The sequence below is a fragment of the Nocardia sp. NPDC004582 genome (assembly GCF_053602115.1).
On record NZ_JBSGCY010000007.1, the window covers coordinates 1 to 15,730 of the forward strand.

At 69.4% G+C, this 15,730-nt stretch carries 18 protein-coding genes; 10 read left to right on the forward strand and 8 right to left on the reverse strand.

All coding sequences use genetic code 11. The annotated features are described in order from the left end of the window. A partial coding sequence (locus tag ACWELJ_RS03710; protein WP_452364635.1) for a serine/threonine-protein kinase occupies positions 1 to 809 on the reverse strand: 809 nt, incomplete at its 3' end. Positions 810 to 1,050: 241 nt separating this feature from the next. Between ACWELJ_RS03710 and ACWELJ_RS03715 the strand changes: the two genes are divergently transcribed. Beyond that, entirely contained in the window at positions 1,051 to 1,830 is a 780-nt protein-coding gene (locus ACWELJ_RS03715) for an acyl-[acyl-carrier-protein] thioesterase (protein WP_452364636.1), read from the forward strand. A gap of 177 nt (positions 1,831 to 2,007) precedes the next feature. Continuing rightward, on the forward strand, positions 2,008 to 2,763 hold the full coding sequence (locus tag ACWELJ_RS03720) for a hypothetical protein (protein ID WP_452364637.1): 756 nt from the start codon (positions 2,008 to 2,010) through the stop codon (positions 2,761 to 2,763). A 183-nt stretch (positions 2,764 to 2,946) separates the two neighbouring features. On the opposite strand, the gene ACWELJ_RS03725 is transcribed toward ACWELJ_RS03720, so the two are convergent. Further along, positions 2,947 to 4,614: an FAD-dependent oxidoreductase gene (locus tag ACWELJ_RS03725; RefSeq protein WP_452364638.1), complete on the reverse strand. Its 1,668-nt coding sequence runs from the start codon at positions 4,612 to 4,614 to the stop codon at positions 2,947 to 2,949. A gap of 228 nt (positions 4,615 to 4,842) precedes the next feature. On the opposite strand from ACWELJ_RS03725, the gene ACWELJ_RS03730 reads away from it, so the two are divergent. Next, positions 4,843 to 5,334 carry a SixA phosphatase family protein gene (locus ACWELJ_RS03730; protein ID WP_452364639.1) on the forward strand — a complete coding sequence of 164 codons (492 nt, stop codon included), beginning with the start codon at positions 4,843 to 4,845 and terminating at the stop codon, positions 5,332 to 5,334. Between the two features lie 43 nt (positions 5,335 to 5,377). On the opposite strand, the gene ACWELJ_RS03735 is transcribed toward ACWELJ_RS03730, so the two are convergent. Continuing rightward, positions 5,378 to 5,581: a hypothetical protein gene (locus ACWELJ_RS03735; RefSeq protein WP_452364640.1), complete on the reverse strand. Its 204-nt coding sequence runs from the start codon at positions 5,579 to 5,581 to the stop codon at positions 5,378 to 5,380. 132 nt (positions 5,582 to 5,713) lie between these two features. Here ACWELJ_RS03735 and ACWELJ_RS03740 point away from each other — a divergent pair, with 132 nt between their 5' ends. Both ACWELJ_RS03740 and ACWELJ_RS03745 read left to right on the forward strand, forming a co-directional pair. Beyond that, positions 5,714 to 6,166: a MerR family transcriptional regulator gene (locus ACWELJ_RS03740; protein WP_452364641.1), complete on the forward strand. Its 453-nt coding sequence runs from the start codon at positions 5,714 to 5,716 to the stop codon at positions 6,164 to 6,166. A gap of 3 nt (positions 6,167 to 6,169) precedes the next feature. After that, positions 6,170 to 7,180 (forward strand): aldo/keto reductase, encoded by a 1,011-nt coding sequence (locus tag ACWELJ_RS03745; protein WP_452364642.1) that lies wholly within the window; start codon positions 6,170 to 6,172, stop codon positions 7,178 to 7,180. Positions 7,181 to 7,278: 98 nt separating this feature from the next. Here ACWELJ_RS03745 and ACWELJ_RS03750 read toward each other — a convergent pair whose 3' ends face one another. Beyond that, entirely contained in the window at positions 7,279 to 7,899 is a 621-nt protein-coding gene (locus ACWELJ_RS03750) for a GTP cyclohydrolase II (protein ID WP_452364643.1), read from the reverse strand. Between the two features lie 37 nt (positions 7,900 to 7,936). On the opposite strand from ACWELJ_RS03750, the gene ACWELJ_RS03755 reads away from it, so the two are divergent. The 3 genes from ACWELJ_RS03755 to ACWELJ_RS03765 are packed head-to-tail and all read left to right on the forward strand — an operon-like array spanning position 7,937 to position 9,846. Continuing rightward, positions 7,937 to 8,494: a carboxymuconolactone decarboxylase family protein gene (locus ACWELJ_RS03755; protein ID WP_452364644.1), complete on the forward strand. Its 558-nt coding sequence runs from the start codon at positions 7,937 to 7,939 to the stop codon at positions 8,492 to 8,494. A gap of 3 nt (positions 8,495 to 8,497) precedes the next feature. After that, positions 8,498 to 8,818: a GNAT family N-acetyltransferase gene (locus ACWELJ_RS03760; RefSeq protein ID WP_452364645.1), complete on the forward strand. Its 321-nt coding sequence runs from the start codon at positions 8,498 to 8,500 to the stop codon at positions 8,816 to 8,818. 41 nt (positions 8,819 to 8,859) lie between these two features. Further along, positions 8,860 to 9,846, forward strand: coding sequence for a pirin family protein (locus tag ACWELJ_RS03765; RefSeq protein WP_452364646.1), 987 nt, complete (start codon positions 8,860 to 8,862; stop codon positions 9,844 to 9,846). A 27-nt stretch (positions 9,847 to 9,873) separates the two neighbouring features. On the opposite strand, the gene ACWELJ_RS03770 is transcribed toward ACWELJ_RS03765, so the two are convergent. Further along, positions 9,874 to 10,713 carry a helix-turn-helix transcriptional regulator gene (locus ACWELJ_RS03770; protein WP_452364647.1) on the reverse strand — a complete coding sequence of 280 codons (840 nt, stop codon included), beginning with the start codon at positions 10,711 to 10,713 and terminating at the stop codon, positions 9,874 to 9,876. A 155-nt stretch (positions 10,714 to 10,868) separates the two neighbouring features. On the opposite strand from ACWELJ_RS03770, the gene ACWELJ_RS03775 reads away from it, so the two are divergent. Beyond that, positions 10,869 to 11,876 carry an aldo/keto reductase gene (locus tag ACWELJ_RS03775; protein ID WP_452364648.1) on the forward strand — a complete coding sequence of 336 codons (1,008 nt, stop codon included), beginning with the start codon at positions 10,869 to 10,871 and terminating at the stop codon, positions 11,874 to 11,876. Between the two features lie 25 nt (positions 11,877 to 11,901). On the opposite strand, the gene ACWELJ_RS03780 is transcribed toward ACWELJ_RS03775, so the two are convergent. The 3 genes from ACWELJ_RS03780 to ACWELJ_RS03790 form a co-directional block, all read right to left on the reverse strand. Beyond that, a complete protein-coding gene (locus tag ACWELJ_RS03780; RefSeq protein WP_452364649.1) occupies positions 11,902 to 12,378 on the reverse strand; it encodes a PaaI family thioesterase in 477 nt (158 codons plus the stop codon). Between the two features lie 131 nt (positions 12,379 to 12,509). Then, entirely contained in the window at positions 12,510 to 14,015 is a 1,506-nt protein-coding gene (mqo, locus tag ACWELJ_RS03785; protein WP_452364650.1) for a malate dehydrogenase (quinone), read from the reverse strand. A gap of 154 nt (positions 14,016 to 14,169) precedes the next feature. Then, positions 14,170 to 14,706: a CGNR zinc finger domain-containing protein gene (locus tag ACWELJ_RS03790; RefSeq protein ID WP_452364651.1), complete on the reverse strand. Its 537-nt coding sequence runs from the start codon at positions 14,704 to 14,706 to the stop codon at positions 14,170 to 14,172. A gap of 39 nt (positions 14,707 to 14,745) precedes the next feature. Here ACWELJ_RS03790 and ACWELJ_RS03795 point away from each other — a divergent pair, with 39 nt between their 5' ends. After that, positions 14,746 to 15,699, forward strand: coding sequence for an EamA family transporter (locus tag ACWELJ_RS03795; RefSeq protein ID WP_452364652.1), 954 nt, complete (start codon positions 14,746 to 14,748; stop codon positions 15,697 to 15,699). The last annotated feature ends 31 nt before the right edge of the window (positions 15,700 to 15,730 follow it).

Genomic DNA, 15,730 nt, shown 5'->3' on the forward strand with positions numbered 1-15,730 from the left:
GCGGCGCGGGCGAGCTGGCCCGCGGTCGCGTAGCGGCGGCCGGGTTCCTTGGCCATGCCGATGGCGACCACCTGGTCCAGGCCGACCGGGACGCCGGTGCGGACGCTGGGGCGCGGCGGCGGCGTGAGCATGTGGGCGCGGATATTGGCCAGATTGCCGGCCACCCGGAAGGGCGGGCCGCCGGTCAGGCATTCGTAGAGGACGCAGGCCAGGGCGTAGATATCGGCGCTCGGCGAGACCGAGGCATTGTGCTCGAAGCGTTCGGGGGCCATATAGGCGAAGGAACCGATGGCATTGCCGGTCTGGGTCAGCTGCACGTCGGATTCGGTGTGCGCGATGCCGAAATCCACCAGGTAGGCGAACATCTCGCCGGTGAGCAGGATATTGGCGGGTTTGACGTCGCGGTGCACCAGGCCGCTCTCGTGCGCGGAGTCCAGGGCGGCGGCGATCTGCTCCACCACCCCGACCGCGCGCTCGGGCGGCAGCGGGCCCTCCTCGTACAGGTAGGCCTTGAGGTCGCGGCCGCGGACCAGCCGCATGTCGATGAACAGGACCCCGTCCACCTCACCCCAGTCGTGCACCGGAATGACGTGGGGTTCCTGCAGTTTGGCGGCGGTGCGGGATTCGCGCCGGAAGCGTTCCACGTAGGTGGGCTGCCGGGCCAGGTCCACATCCAGCAGCTTCACGGCGACCACCCGGTCGCGCACGGTGTCGTAGGCCTCGTAGACCTCGCCCATGCCCCCGACCCCGAGCAGCCGCCGCAGTTCGTACTGTCCGAACCGCGAACCAGCCCTCTCCCCTGCGGCCACCCGCGTCGTCCTCCCTACTGCCGGATGCGCTCCGGGAACCCACCGGAGATACACCTGGAAAGGCTACGGGGCGCACGGCCCGGTGTCATTCCCTCGAACGGCGCACCGGCATTCCTTCGACTCGGCGCGAACGGGTACCGCGAGACCCGTAGAGTCATGTCACCGACTTCGGTCAGCAGGCGCCGCACCCCCGGCGCCGCTGGATAGACATGCGGCACACCGTGCAGCGCGAGGAGCACCAGTGTCACTCGATGAGCCACTCGCCCCGCTTCCCCAGGAGGGCATGGGCTTCACCTCCGCGTGGCCGGTGCGAGCCGGCGATGTGGACCCGTATCAGCGGCTGCGATTCGACGCCACGGCCCGCTATCTGCAGGACATCGCCTGGGAGGAAATGCAATCCGGCTTCTTCCACCGGACCGACCCGGCCTGGATCGTGCGGCGCACGGTGGTGGACGTGGTCCGGCCGGTGCACTGGCCGGACCGGGTGGAGCTGCGCCGCTGGTGCTCGGCCATGTCGACCCGCTGGACCAATATGCGGGTGCGCATCACCAGCGACAACGGCGGCCTGATCGAGACCGAGGGCTTCTGGATCAATATCAACGAGTTCACCAATATGCCGACCCGGATCAGCGACGAGGGCCTGGCCGAACTCGCCCGCACCACCGATGAGCACCGGCTGCGCTGGCGGCCCTGGCTCACCGACCCCACCCCGCCGGAATCGGATGTGGACCTGCCGTTCCCGGTCCGCGCCACCGATATCGACCAGTACAACCACGTGAACAACGCGGCCTACTGGCAGGCGGTGGAGCAGTACCTGGTGGATTACCCGAAACTGCTGGCCGGACCGCATCGCGCGGTGATCGAATATGTGGCGCCGGTGCTGGCGCGCCAGCACGTGAGTGTGCGCAGCCGGTACGAGCCGGGCGACCGCGCCGGGCATCCCGCCTCGCTGCGGCTGTGGTTCGTGGTGGGCGGGGTGACGACCACCGCGGTGCGGATCGGACCGCTGCCCGGCGCCTGAGCCGGGCCCGCGGCGGGGCGCGCGTTGCGCACCCGCGCCCGGTGTCGCACCTGCGAAATCGATTGACCTCCGGCGACATTCCCCGCGTCACAACACGTTCGCTGACCGTTTGCCTGCGACACTGAGCGGCAGGCCGATCGCCCAGGGGTGGTGATCGAGGACAGGAGATCGTTCGCCATGCGATTCGCTCATATCGCCTTGCTCGCGGCCGCGCCCGCGCTGGTCGTCGGGATGACGGCCTGTGGCAGTTCCAAGGATTCGTCGAAGAACACCACGTCGACCACCGTCGCGGCGAGCAGCACCACCGCACCGGGCGCCACCACCACCGAGCATCCCGGCCCGACCCACCCGCCGGTGCCCACCACCCAGACCGCCGCCGACGTCGATTGCGGACCGGTTACCGGAGCAAATGGCCAGAGCGCCAACGTGATCGCCTACGCCAGCTCCGGCGGCGTCCCCGGCTGCACCGAAGCCATCACCGTCGCCACCCACTACGTGCAGGCCACCCGCACCGGCGACGCCGCCCAGGTCGACGGCTGGACCTGCCAGCCCCAGCCCGACGCGGCGGTTCCGCACATCTGCTTCAAGGAGGGCTTCCTGATCGGTCTGCGCGGCGGCGCGGCCCCCAACCCGCCCGCGCCGCCGACCACCACGCCCCCGCCGACCACCACCAGCGAGGCCCCGATCGCGGACGCCAACTGCGGCACCGTGACCGACGCGGGCGGCGGCACCCGCACCGTCATCGCCGTCGGCACCCCCGCCGGCCGCGTCGGCTGCACCGAGGCCATCAATGTGGCCACCAAATACGTGCGGCAGGTCAGCAACACCGACGTCGCCACCATCGACGGCTGGTCCTGCAACGCCGTCCCCGGCAACCCCGCGGTCCCATCCATGTGCGCCAAGGACGGCCTGGTCATCAACCTGGGCAACTGACCCGGCCCACGAAAAGGACTGCGGCCCCACCCAATTCGGGTGGGGCCGCAGTGTTATGCGCGCGCGAGCCCGCCGGCACCCCCGAACGCCGCGGCAGGACCGCCACGGACCCAGGGATTCGGGGGCAACGGCCCGGCGTCCCTGGGGGTTCGGGGGCGAAGCCCCTGAGAGCCCGAGAGTCGGCTATCCCTTGGCGGCCTTCAGCAGGTCCTCGACCTTGGTGAACTTCACGCGGGGACGACCGGCGGTCTTGCCCGCGGTCTTCTCGGCGGCGTCGATGGCCTTCCAGCCCTCGCGGCCGACCTGGTCGGGCTGCCGCTCGGCGAGCAGCGCGTCCAGGGCGGCCCGGTCGCCCTGCGGGGCGGCCAGTTTGCCGTTGGTGTAGTCCTCGATGATCTGGTCGACGGTCTCGGTCGAGTCGACCCGGTTGGAGCCGATGACGCCGCGCGGACCGCGCTTGATCCAGCCGGAGACGTACACGCCCTGAACCGGGTCGCCGTCGGCCAGGACTCGGCCCTTGTCGTTCGGGATGACGCCGTTGGCCTCGTCGAACGGCACGTCCGCGACCGGCTCGCCCTTGTAGCCGATGGAGCGCAGCACCAGCGACGCCTCGAGGCTGCCGGTGCGGTCGGAGGCGCGGGCCACGGTGCGGCCGTTCTCCTCGACCAGTTCGTTGTGCACGTACTCCACGCCCTCAGCCTTGCCCGTACCGGTGACGGCGGTGGGCGAGACCAGGTAGCGGAACACGATGCGCTTGTTGTCCGGGTTGCGGGAACCGGCGGCGTATTCCTGGGCCAGGGTGTACTTGAGCTGCAGCGAGGGCTCGACCTCGGAGCTGTCCAGCTCGGCCTGCGAGGCCGGGTCCAGGACCAGGTCCTCGGGATCGACGATGATGTCGACGCCCTTCAGGTGCGCCAGCGCCAGGAACTCCGGCGAGGTGTAGGCGGCCTGCAGCGGGCCACGCCGGCCCAGCACCACGACCTCCTTGATGTTGCTGCGGCGCAGCGCATCCACGGCGTGGTCGGCGATATCGGTCTTGGCCAGCTCGTCCGGGTGCACGGTCAGCACGCGGGCCACGTCGAGCGCCACATTGCCGTTGCCGACGATGACGGCGCGCTCGCCCGAGAGGTCGAACTCGCGGTCGGCGAAGTCCGGGTGGCCGTTGTACCAGGCCACGAACTCGGTGGCGGAGTGACTGCCGGGCAGGTCCTCACCGGGAATGCCGAGGTGGCGGTCGGTGGCCGCGCCGACGGCGTAGATCACGGCGTGGTGGTGGCGAAGCAGTTCCTCGTGCGAGATGTGCTTGCCGACTTCCACGTTCAGCCGGTACTGCAGGTTCTCGCGCCGGAAGGCCGACTCGAACAGGTTGGCCACCGACTTGGTGCCCGGGTGGTCGGGCGCGACACCGGCGCGCACCAGGCCGTACGGGGTGGGCAGCCGGTCGAACAGCTCCACCTCGACGTCGGCGCGGCGCAGGAGCTCCTCGGCGGCATAGCAGGCCGCGGGGCCGGCGCCCACGATGGCGACGCGCAGCGTGCCCAGCTCCTTGGGCGCGCGGGTCGGGGCGACCAGCGGCTCGAAGTTGGACTCCAGCGGGTGGCGCTGGAAGTAGGCGGCGTTGATATCGCGGAACCGCGCCAGCGACGACAGCAGGTCGTCCTCGGAGAAGATCGCGTCGACCGGGCAGGCGTCGACACAGGCGCCGCAGTCGATGCAGGTGTCCGGGTCGATGTAGAGCTGCTCCGTCGTCGCGAACTCGCGTTGCTCAGGCGTGGGACGAATGCAATCGACCGGACATTCGGGTACGCAGCTGGCGTCGTTGCAACAACGCTGCGTGATCACATAGGCCATATCTCGCAGATCCTCGAAACTGTCGCGTGGTGCTACTCCGCTCGGGGTTCGAGCAGGGTCGGTAGAACACGTTCTAATATAGGCGGCATTCCAACGGGTGTCGGCACAGCTGTGTGCCGCCAACCACCAGTGTGCCTCGAGTGTGAGCAGTGTCTCGCGGCGGTACCGGCACGCACCGCTGTGAGTCCGGTCTCCGGGCTCCGCTCGAGGACACCTACCGTAGTGCGTATGGTGCGGACTCTCATCCTGATGCGGCACGGCAAGTCCGGATACCCCGAGGGCGTGGCCGACCACGACCGGCCCCTGGCCCCGCGCGGGCGGCGCGAGGCGGCGCTGGCGGGCGAGTGGCTGCGCGCCACCCAGCCGGAGATCGACGCCGTGCTGTGCTCCACCGCGACCCGGACCCGGGAGACGCTGGCGGCCACCGAGGTCACCGCGCCGGTGTCCTACGAGAAGTCGATCTACGAGGCCTCCCCGCACACCCTGATCGAACTGGTGCAGCTCACCGATCCGGCCGTGGAGACCCTGCTGCTGGTCGGCCACTCCCCCGGAATGCCCTGGACCGCATGGGAATTGGCGGCCAACCGGAACTCCGGCCCGGCCGGGGAGATGAGCGAGAAGTTCCCCACCTCGGCGCTGGCCGTGCTCGAATTCGACCGGCCGTGGGCAGACGCCGACCCGGGCACGGGTGAACTGGTGCGCTTCCACGTGCCGCGCTAGCCGCCCGGGCGGGGCAGGCTCGAACTCGGCCGAACAGCCGGACTCAGCCGAAGAGCTTGCCCTTCCACACCACGACTCCCGTGACGATCAGCAGGAGTAGCAGCGCCCAGCCGAAACCGGCCAAGGCCCACACCACCCCGAGCACCGCCACCACCGGCAGTACGGCGATGGCCGTGATCACCGGCTGCTCCTTGGCCGTCTCCAGAGCCGATCGCGCTCTGATCCGATCCATGTCTTTTCCAGGCATGACCCCAGGGTAGGCCCGGAATCGGCCCGTTCGCCCGACCAATCGCAACTTCGCGCGCGCCCGGCTCTTGCTTGGAGTGCACTCCAACCCAGTAGCGTCGATATCGGGTTCGGCACGAGGAGGGCGAGACCGATGAACACAGCACCGGCACCGAGCGACACCGTGGACTTCGAACGGCCGCGGTATTCGATCGGCGAAGCCTCCGAGCACAGTGGGCTCACCCGCGACACGCTGCGCTGGTACGAGCGCATCGGGCTGATGGACTACGTGGATCGCGACCACTCCGGTCAGCGCCGCTTCAGCGACCGCGACCTGCAGTGGCTCGCGTTCATCGGCAAGCTGCGCAGCACCGGCATGTCGGTGGCCGACATGGTGCGCTACGCCGAGCTGGTGCGCGACGGGGAGCACACCTTCCCCGAACGCCTCGCCATGTTCCGCCGGACCCGCGAGGAGGTGCTGGCGCAGATCGAGGAACTTCGATCGACGCTGGTGGTCCTCGACCGCAAGATCGCGCTCTATCAGGGCGGCCCGGTCTGCGCACCACCGCAGGTCCGGGCGAAGAGCAGTGCTACCCAAGGGGATTGACAGATGACCAGCACAACGGCGCTGCCCACCACCGCGCTCGGGACCACCCGGGTCGGCGCGCAGGGCTACGGGGCAATGGGGATCAGCGAGTTCTACGGCCCGACCGACGCCGCCGAGGCCCGGGCCACGCTGGAGCGGGCCCTCGAACTGGGCGTGACGCTGTTCGACACCGCCGACATGTACGGCAGCGGCCACAATGAGGAGTTCGTCGGCGAATTCGTGCGCGCGCACCGCGAGAACGTGGTGCTGGCAACGAAATTCGGCCTGGAGCGCCGCGCGGACGACCCCGCCTTCCGGGGCATCAACAACTCGCCGGAGTACATCCGCGCGGCCGTGGACGCCAGCCTGCGGCGGCTCGGCATCGACGTGATCGACCTGTACTACATGCACCGCAAACAGGACGGCGTCCCGATCGAGGAGACCGTCGGCGTGATGGCGGAACTCGTGGCGGCGGGCAAGGTCCGGCAGCTGGGGCTGTCCGAGGTGACCGGCCCGGAGCTGCGCGCCGCGCACGGCGTGCACCCGATCGCGGCGGTGCAGTCGGAATGGTCGCTGTTCTCGCGGGACGTGGAGCGCGCCGTGGTGCCCGCCGCCGCCGAACTCGGGATCACGTTCGTGCCGTATTCGCCGCTGGGACGCGGTTTCCTGTCGGGCGCCCTGCCCGCCACCGGTGAGCTGGCGGAAGGTGATTTCCGGCGGCGGCACCCGCGCTTCTCCGGCGAGAACGCGGTGAGCAACGCCGAATTGCTGGCCCCGCTGCGGGCGATCGCCGCGGCCCGCGATCTCACGCCCGCCCAGGTGGCGCTGGCCTGGGTGCACACCCGGGCGCAGGTCCACCAGCTTTCGGTGGTGCCGATTCCGGGCACGCGCAGCCGCGCCCGGGTCGCCGAGAACGTCGCCGCCGCGACGGTGACGCTGACCGCGGCCGAACTCGCGGAGCTCGACGCGATCGCGGACCGGGTGGCCGGAAATCGCTACGCGGACATGAGCTTCTCCTCGGCCGGACGCGAATAGTCCCGCCGCGCAAGCGAACCAGGGCCCCTCGCGGATTCGCGAGGGGCCCTGGTCGTTTCGGCTCAACCGATCCGGTCGTTCCGGATCAACCGGCCCGGTCAGCCCACGAGGCGGATGGTGTGCCCGGTGTGCTCGGCCTTCGCCCGCAGGTAGCGCAGGTTGCCGGGATTGGCGTGGACGCCGGTCGGGACGGTGTCGCGCACGGTCACGCCGAGCGCGGTCAGCTGCCGCACCTTGTCCGGGTTGTTGGTGAGCAGGTCCAGCTCGCCGACACCGAGCGCGGTCAGCATCTGGGCGGCCGCGGTGTAGTCGCGGGCGTCCTCGTCGAAGCCGAGGGCGGTATTGGCCTGGTAGGTGTCGAGGCCGTCGTCCTGCAGGGCGTAGGCGTCGAGCTTGTTGTAGAGGCCGATGTCGCGGCCCTCCTGGCGCAGGTAGAGCAGGACGCCGCCGGTCTCGGCGATGCGTTCCACGGATTCGCGCAGCTGGGGTCCGCAGTCGCAGCGGGCGGAGCCGAAGACGTCGCCGGTGAGACATTCCGAGTGCAGCCGCACCAACGGCGTGGACGCGCCGAGATCCGGATCGCCGAGGACCAGGGCGACGTGCTCGCGGCCGTCCGCCAGGCCGTCGAAGGTGATCGCCTGGGCGGTGGTCGAGTAGCCGTCGGCGAAGGCCAGCGGGATCCGCACCCGGGTACGGATGCCGGCGAGGCTGCTGCTCATTGATTGCTCCAGAGGCCGAGGACCGTGTCGTTCAGTGTTGAACCGAAAACGACCACGGGTTATTTCAGACCAGAAGGCACGGTTCACCTTCTCGGCTTACGATGCAGCCACTATGCAATCGCCTGTTACTCACGACCGGTTGTGGATCGACAAGCAGTCGCCCGAGATCTTCCACGCGCTCAACGGCGTCGCGCTCGCGGTGCGGAACGCCGCCGCGGCGGCCGATCTGGACCGGGCCGTCATGGAATTGGTGAACGTGCGGGTGTCCCAGCTCACCGGCTGCCCGTTCTGCCTCGACCTGCACACCCGCGCGGCCCGCGAGGCCGGCGTCACGCAACAGCAATTGGATGTGCTCCCCGGCTGGCAGCGCAGTCCGTATCTGTTCACCGAACTGCAGCGCGCGGCGCTCTCGGTGGCCGAGACCGTCACTTCATTGCCGGATGAGGAAAGCATGCAGCGTGAGTATGCTGCTGCGCGGCAACATTTGTCGGATGACCAGATGTCGATTCTCATCTGGGCTGCCACCACAATCGGGGCGTTCAATCGCGCGTCGATTCTGAGCAAACATCCGGTGCGGGTGCGGAAGGAGAACTGAACAATGAGCGAACAGGCCGTGGCGGCTACAGTCGTTCGTAACGACGCGCAACACCGGTACGAGGTGTGGTACGGGAATTCGCTCGCCGGATTCAGCGAGTACCGCGAGCGCGACGACAACGACACCACCTTCATTCACACCGAGGTGGATCAGGAATTCAGCGGCAAGGGCCTGGCGAATCTGCTCGCACAGGAGGCGATCAAGGATGTGATCGCCCGCGGCCGCACCATTGTGCCGCGCTGCCCGTTCATCAAGGGCTGGCTGGACAAGCACCCGGAGTTCGACGAATACGTGGTCGGCAAGGGCATCAAACGAGATCGCTGAGCTGTGTCAAACGGATCGCTGAGCTAGGGAGGTGCGGGTAGATGAGTGACCTGGAGCCGCGGCCGGAGGAGTCGCTGTGCGAGTCCTCGGGTCGTCCGGGGCCGCGGGCCGAGTTCTTTCCGGCGCGGGAGGTGCCGCTCGGCGGCGTGCGCGGGGTGACCGTGTTCCGGTCGCTGCCGCAGCGGGATCTGCCGACGGTCGGCGCGTGGTGCTTCCTGGACCACTTCGGTTCCGGCTCGGCGGCGAACCCCGAAGGCCACGACATCGACCCGCATCCGCACATCGGATTGCAGACGGTCACTTGGCCTTTGGACGGACGCATCCGGCATCGCGACAGTGTGGGCTCGGATGTGGAGATCGCGCCCGGCCAGCTCAACATCATGACCTCGGGGCACGGCATCGCGCACTCGGAATACCGGGTGCCGGGCCATGTCTCGGGGCACGGGCTGCAGTTGTGGGTGGCGCTGCCGGGCCGATCCCGGGATATCGCACCGCATTTCGAGCAGCACGTGGACCTGCCGGTGTTCCGGATCCCGTCCGTCGAGGGCACCGTGCTGATCGGCTCGCTGGGCGGGGCCACCTCACCGGCCATCGCCTACACCCCGATCGTCGGCGCGGACCTGCGCGTCGCGGCCGGGGCGGACACCGAACTGCCGCTGAACCCGGCGTTCGAGCACGCGGTCCTGGTGATCGAGGGCGCGCTGACCATCGACGGCACGCTCGTCGAGCCGGGCAACCTGTTCTACCTGGGCAGTGATCGGGAGGCGATCCGCGTGCACGACACCGCGGGCGCGCACCTGCTGCTGCTCGGCGGTGAGCCGTTCGGCGAGGACCTGGTCATGTGGTGGAACTTCGTGGCGCGCAGCCACGAGGAGATCGAGCAGGCCCGCAACGATTGGGAGAAGCACGATGTCGGCCGCTTCGCCGATATCGCCGGGCACAGCCCGGAACAGCGGATCCCCGCTCCCCCGCTGCCGGGGTTGCATCTGAAGCCCCGCAAGCGGCGCTGCGGCGTACCCCACGAGTGACACCGTGGGCGTGCCGCACGAGTGAGGTCAGCTGCCGGTCATCGATTGCGTTCCGATGACCCGCAGCAGATCCAGCTTCTCCTGCGTGTCGGTGCCCGGCGCGGGGTAGTAGATCAGCACGTGCCGGGTGGCGCTGGGTGTGAGCAGCGGTTCGCAGATCAGGTCCAGCACACCGACTTCCGGGTGGATCATGCGTTTGACGCGCCCGTGGCCGGTGCCCACCTCGTGCTCGTTCCAGAGCCGCTCGAACTCCGGGCTGGCGGCGCGCAGCCGGGCCACCAGCTCGGTCACGTCCGCGTCACCGGCGCGCCGGGCGGAGACGGCTCGCAGATCGGCGACGTGCTTGTGGCTCAACGCTTCCCAGTCCTCCGGCGGGAAGATGGCGCGTGAGTCCGGCTCGGTGAACCAGAGCCACGGTATGCAGCGGCGCGGTCCGCGCCGCTGCGAGTAGTCCCCGGACAGCAGCGTGTGCATGCGGTTCTGCACCAGCACCTCACCGAGGTCGGAGATGACCACGGCCGGGGTGTCGTCGAGTTTGGACAGCACGTGCAGGATGCCCGGACCCACGTGGCTGTCACCGCCGCGGGCGGGCGCCTGATGCCCGGACAGGTGGAAGAGGTGGTCGCGTTCGCTGTCGGTGAGCCGCAGCGCCCGCGCCATCGACGCCAGCACCTGCACCGACGGGCGCGGCCCGCGCGCCTGCTCCAGGCGGGTGTAGTAGTCGGTCGACATGCCCGCGAGCAGCGCGACCTCGTCGCGGCGCAGGCCCGGGGTGCGCCGCCGCGCTCCGGCCGGCAAGCCGACGGTGCCGGGTTGCAGCTGTTCACGGCGGCGGCGCAGGAAGTCCGCGAGCTCGGTTCGATCCACCTCACCACTGTCCCCCGTCCCCGGTCCGGTAGCCAGGTATCGGCGGTCCCAGCCTGGGCGCGGATCCATCCACGGCGATCCACAACCAGGGATCGGCGATCCCTGGATGAACGGTCCTCTCCCGTACCCCGGCGCGGCGGCGCAGTGTTGTTCCCATGACCACGAACCTCAGCACCGTCCAGCTCGGCAAGACCGGGCCCGCCGTCTCCCGTATCGCCCTGGGCGCCATGGGGATGTCGGGCATGTACGGCGCGGCCGACGACGCCGTCTCCATCGCCACCGTGCACGCCGCCCTCGACTCCGGCGCGAACCTCGTCGACACCGGCGACTTCTACGGCATGGGCCACAACGAACTGCTGCTCCGGCAGGCCCTGGCCGACCGCGAACGGGAAGACTTCCTGCTCAGCGTGAAGTACGGCGCGCTGCGCGGTCCCGACAACAGCTTCGGCGGCGTCGACACCCGGCCGGCGGCCACCAAGAACTTCCTCGCCTACTCGCTGCAGCGGCTGGGCACCGACTATATCGATATCTATCGCCCGGCGCGGCTGGACCCGAACGTCCCGATCGAAGAGACGATCGGCGGATTGGCCGAACTGGTCCAGGCCGGATACATCCGCCACATCGGCCTGTCCGAGGTGGGCGCGGACACCCTGCGCCGGGCCGCGGCCGTGCATCCGATCGCGGATCTGCAGATCGAGTACTCGCTGATCTCGCGCGGCATCGAGGCCGAGATCCTGCCCGTCGCACGGGAACTCGGGATCGGCATCACCGCGTACGGGGTGCTCTCGCGCGGCCTGCTCAGCGATTCGCTGCGGCCGGGGCAGCAGTTCGCGCCCAGCGACTTCCGGGCCCACAGCCCGCGCTTCCAGGGTGAGAACCTGGATGCCAACCTGCTGTTGGTGCAGGCGCTGGGCAAGATCGCGGCCGCGCGCGAGGTGACGGTGGCCCAGCTGGCCATCGCGTGGGCGCTCTCGCGCGGCACCGACATCGTGCCGCTGATCGGCGCGCGGAGGCCGGAGCGCTGGGCCGAAGCCGTTGCGGCGGTGGACATCCGGCTGTCCGAGGACGAACTGGCCACCATCGAGGCCGCGGTGCCCGCCGACCGGGTGGCGGGCGGACGCTACGCTCCGGCGCAGATGGCCATGCTCGACAGCGAACGCTGAAACCGCTCGACAGCGAACGCTGAGACTATTTGCGGCGCGGCCGGATGACGGCGGTGAACGCGGCGCGGGCCACGGGCTTGCCGGTGACATCGGCGATGATCACCGGCACCTCCAGCTCGATCTCGGTGCGGGACTCGATGTTCGCGCGGGTCGCGGCGATGGTCTCGGCCGTCAGTTCGGCGGTGCCGGTGAACGGCCCCTCCTGCCCCTTGGCCCGGGCCAGGTATTCGATGCGGCCGTCGCGGGCGACGATGAAGGTGTCGCCGAGCAGGTCCACGATGCCGGAGATGGACGCGCCCATGGCGGCGGTCTCGGCCAGGCCGAACAGCAGGGCGGCATGGATGTCGCCATTGTGGTTGAAGTGCTCGGGGCGCGCGGCCATGGCGACCACGCTGCGGCCCGGGCCGTACTCGACGCTCTCGATACCCGTGAACTGGATGAAGCCGAGCTTCTTGAAGCCCGCCATCACCATGTCGCCCATGGTCGCACTCGCGCTGTCCATCGCGTCTCCCACCGATCAAAAATTGAAACCTGTTCCAATTTCATACCGGCCCGGACGCGACTTTGTCCACGGCGGTCCGCGACCGAACCCTGGCAGTTTCCTGCCGGATCAGCCCACGACTCGCGACCGGATCAGCCCACCACCCGGCCCGCCAGACCCAGCGCCTCCGCGGTCCGCGCCATGGTCTGCCGGGCCAGCCGCGCATCGTCGGCCAGACTGTGCCCCAGCGTCGGCATCAACTCCCGCAGCCGCGGCTCCCAGATCCGGGCGTAGCGCGGGAAACAGCGCTGGAGCACCTCGAGCAGCACCACGGGCGCCGTGGACGCGCCCGGGCTGGCCCCCAGCACCGCGGCGATCGACCCGTCCTGGGCGGCCACCACCTCGGTGCCGAACTCGAGCACCCCGCCGCGTTCGGCGTCCGGCTTCACCAGCTGGGCGCGCTGCCCCGCGGTGATCAGCGACCAGTCCTCGGCGCGCGCCTCGGGCACGAACTCCCGCAGCGCCGCCAGCTTCTTCTTCCGGGTCGAGGCCAGCTGCCCGGCCAGCAACCGCAGCAGCTCGGTATTGGCCTTCAGCATGGCCGCGATCGACCCGGCATTGCCCGCCCGCAGCGAGGCCGGGGCATCGAACAGCGAACCCTGCTTCAGGAAGCGCGGATTCGCGCCCGCGTAGGGACCGAACAGCAACGCGCGCTCCCCGTTGACGACACGAGTGTCCAAGTGCGGCATGGCGATCGAGGGCGCGCCGGGCAGGGCCTTGCCGTAGACCTTGGCGTCGTGCCCGGCCGCCACCTCGGGATTGTCGCAGCGCAGGAACCGGCCGCTGACCGGCAGTAGCCCGTAGCCGTCCGCCTCGGGAATCCCCGCCTTCTGCAGGATCTTCAGGGCCCAGCCGCCCGCGCCCGCGAAGACGAAGCGGGCGTCGGCCTTCCGGGTCAGCCGATCGTTGTCGGTACGCCAGTCCACCCGCAGCTGCCAGGTGCCGTCATTGTTGCGGCGTAGTCCACGCACCTCGCAATTGCGGTGGATCTCCACGTCCTGCCAGCGCAGCCAATGGAACAGCTGCCGGGTCAGCTCCCCGAAATCGACATCGCTGCCGGTGATATCGCGGGTGGCGGCGATCGGTTCGGCGTCGTCGCGGCCCGCGGTGAGCAGCGGCGCCCATTCGCCGATCACCGCCGGATCGTCGCTGAACTTCATATTCGCGAAAAGGTGATGCGCGGACAGGGTCTCGTGGCGGCGGCGCAGGAAATCCACCTCGGTCTTGCCGCGCGCCAGCGTCATATGCGGGACCGGATTGATGAAGGTCTCCGGATTGCGCAGAATCCCCGAGCCCACCAGCGACGCCCACAATTGCCGGGTGAGCTGGAACTGTTCATTCAGCGCTAGCGCCGGCTCGATATCGATGGAGCCGTCCGGATTCTCACCGGTGTAATCGAGTTCGCACAGGCCCGCGTGCCCGGTGCCCGAATTGTTCCAGGCCGCGGACGCTTCGGTCCCGACCTCCGGCAATCTTTCGTAGACCGCGATGGTCCAGCTGGGTTCCAGATGTTTGATCAGCACCGCGAGCGTCGCGCTCATGATGCCGCCGCCGATCAGCACGACGTCGTAGGGACGCAGCGGCAGTTGTGTTCTCATGGTCATTACCTGGAAACCCCGATTGAACTCGTACAGCGTATCGGCACGCTAGCACCATCGACCGGCCCGCCAGGGCGGCCTGGAGAACACTAATGCCGAACCCCTCTCAGCGCATGCCGAACCCCCCGCAACAGACCCGCGGGGGCGGAGCCGCTCAGTTCGCCGACTTGCGGGCCCGGTAGGCCGCGACCGCGTTGCGATTGGTGCAGGCCGTCGAGCAGTAGCGGCGAGAACGATTCCGGGACAGGTCCAGCACGATGCCCGCGCAGGTCTCGTCGGCGCAGATCGACAGGCGGGAGAGCTCGTCGGCGCGAATCAGGTCGATCATGGCCATCGCGGTCTCCACGGCCATCCGCACCGGCAGCGGAGCCTGCGGCGGGACCGCGTGGATGTGGTAGTCGAGGCCGTCGTGACGGACCAGTTCGGGGACCGCCCGGTGCTCGGCGAGGATGGCGTTCACCACATCGACGGCGGTGTCGCGGTCGGCGGTGAGCAGGCGGCGCAGCGGCGCGCGCTGGGCGCGGACGGCCGCGAGTTCGGCGGCGGTCCCGGCATGCGCCCCGGTGTAGCGATGCTTCTCGAAGAAGGCGTCCAGCTGCGCGATCTCGGTCAGGGTGTCCGACTCCTGGGCCGAGTTCACCAGCTCGACCGCCGCGGCCAGGGCGGCCACCGTGTCATCAGCGAAAAGCACGTTGACATATTACACACGCGGCCCTTAGCGTCATTTGTCATGGCGACTTTGACTCATGACAGGACGGTGGTGTCACACCGGATCCGCTCCGGGCTGATCTGCGCCGCCCTGTCGGCCGCCGCGTTCGGGCTCTCCGGGCCGCTGGCCCGCGGACTCATCGACGCCGGCTGGAGTCCCGCGGCCGTCGTCATCGTCCGCGTCCTCCTCGGCGCGGCCGTGCTGCTGCCCGCGGCCCTCCTGCGACTGCGCGGAAACTGGGACCTGCTGCGGCGCAATGCCTCCCTGCTCGCGGGATACGGGCTCCTGGCCGTCGCCACCGCGCAGCTGTCGTATTTCAATGCCGTCGCCCACATGGATGTCGGCGTCGCACTGCTCATCGAATACACCGCGCCGATCGCGGTGGTGGTGTGGCTGTGGCTGCGGCACAGTCAGAAGCCCGGCCGCGCAACCGTTCTCGGCGCGATCATCGGGGTGAGCGGACTGGTCATGGTGCTCGATCTACGCTCGGGCACCAGCACCAGCTGGGTCGGCATCGCGTGGGCGCTGGGCGCGATGGTCGGCGCCGCCGCCTATTTCATCCTGAGCGCGCACGCCGGGGACGCGGTGCCCGGCACCGTGCTGGCCACCAGCGGACTGCTGGTCGGCGGGCTCGGCATCCTGGCCGCGGGCCTGCTCGGCATCGTCCCGCTGCATGCCACCACCACACCCGTTGCCTTCCAGGGGTTCACGGTGGCCTGGTGGGTGCCGCTGCTCGCGCTCGGCGCGATCACGGCCGCCGTCTCCTATGTCACCGGGATCGCGGCCACCCGGCTGCTCGGGTCACGCCTGGCGTCCTTCGCGGCGCTCGCGGAGGTCCTGGCCGCCATCCTGTTCTCCTGGGCACTGCTGGGCCAGACGCCGGCGCCGATCCAATTACTCGGCGGCGCTTTGATTCTCATCGGTGTCGTCGTCGTGCGACTCGGGGAACCCGCCGACGACACGAATGCGCCATAGTGCTTCACATCTCGAGTTGATAACGGTAGTT

What these genes read in the sequence shown, in the direction of transcription:
- ACWELJ_RS03795 (WP_452364652.1), top strand. Translation starts at nt 14,746, where the DNA reads ATGGCGACTTTGACTCATGACAGGACGGTGGTGTCACACCGGATCCGC.
- ACWELJ_RS03720 (WP_452364637.1), top strand. Translation starts at nt 2,008, where the DNA reads ATGCGATTCGCTCATATCGCCTTGCTCGCGGCCGCGCCCGCGCTGGTC.
- ACWELJ_RS03725 (WP_452364638.1), bottom strand. Translation starts at nt 4,614, where the DNA reads ATGGCCTATGTGATCACGCAGCGTTGTTGCAACGACGCCAGCTGCGTA.
- ACWELJ_RS03750 (WP_452364643.1), bottom strand. Translation starts at nt 7,899, where the DNA reads ATGAGCAGCAGCCTCGCCGGCATCCGTACCCGGGTGCGGATCCCGCTG.
- ACWELJ_RS03735 (WP_452364640.1), bottom strand. Translation starts at nt 5,581, where the DNA reads ATGCCTGGAAAAGACATGGATCGGATCAGAGCGCGATCGGCTCTGGAG.
- mqo (WP_452364650.1), bottom strand. Translation starts at nt 14,015, where the DNA reads ATGAGAACACAACTGCCGCTGCGTCCCTACGACGTCGTGCTGATCGGC.
- ACWELJ_RS03730 (WP_452364639.1), top strand. Translation starts at nt 4,843, where the DNA reads ATGGTGCGGACTCTCATCCTGATGCGGCACGGCAAGTCCGGATACCCC.
- ACWELJ_RS03780 (WP_452364649.1), bottom strand. Translation starts at nt 12,378, where the DNA reads ATGGACAGCGCGAGTGCGACCATGGGCGACATGGTGATGGCGGGCTTC.
- ACWELJ_RS03740 (WP_452364641.1), top strand. Translation starts at nt 5,714, where the DNA reads ATGAACACAGCACCGGCACCGAGCGACACCGTGGACTTCGAACGGCCG.
- ACWELJ_RS03765 (WP_452364646.1), top strand. Translation starts at nt 8,860, where the DNA reads ATGAGTGACCTGGAGCCGCGGCCGGAGGAGTCGCTGTGCGAGTCCTCG.
- ACWELJ_RS03760 (WP_452364645.1), top strand. Translation starts at nt 8,498, where the DNA reads ATGAGCGAACAGGCCGTGGCGGCTACAGTCGTTCGTAACGACGCGCAA.
- ACWELJ_RS03745 (WP_452364642.1), top strand. Translation starts at nt 6,170, where the DNA reads ATGACCAGCACAACGGCGCTGCCCACCACCGCGCTCGGGACCACCCGG.
- ACWELJ_RS03775 (WP_452364648.1), top strand. Translation starts at nt 10,869, where the DNA reads ATGACCACGAACCTCAGCACCGTCCAGCTCGGCAAGACCGGGCCCGCC.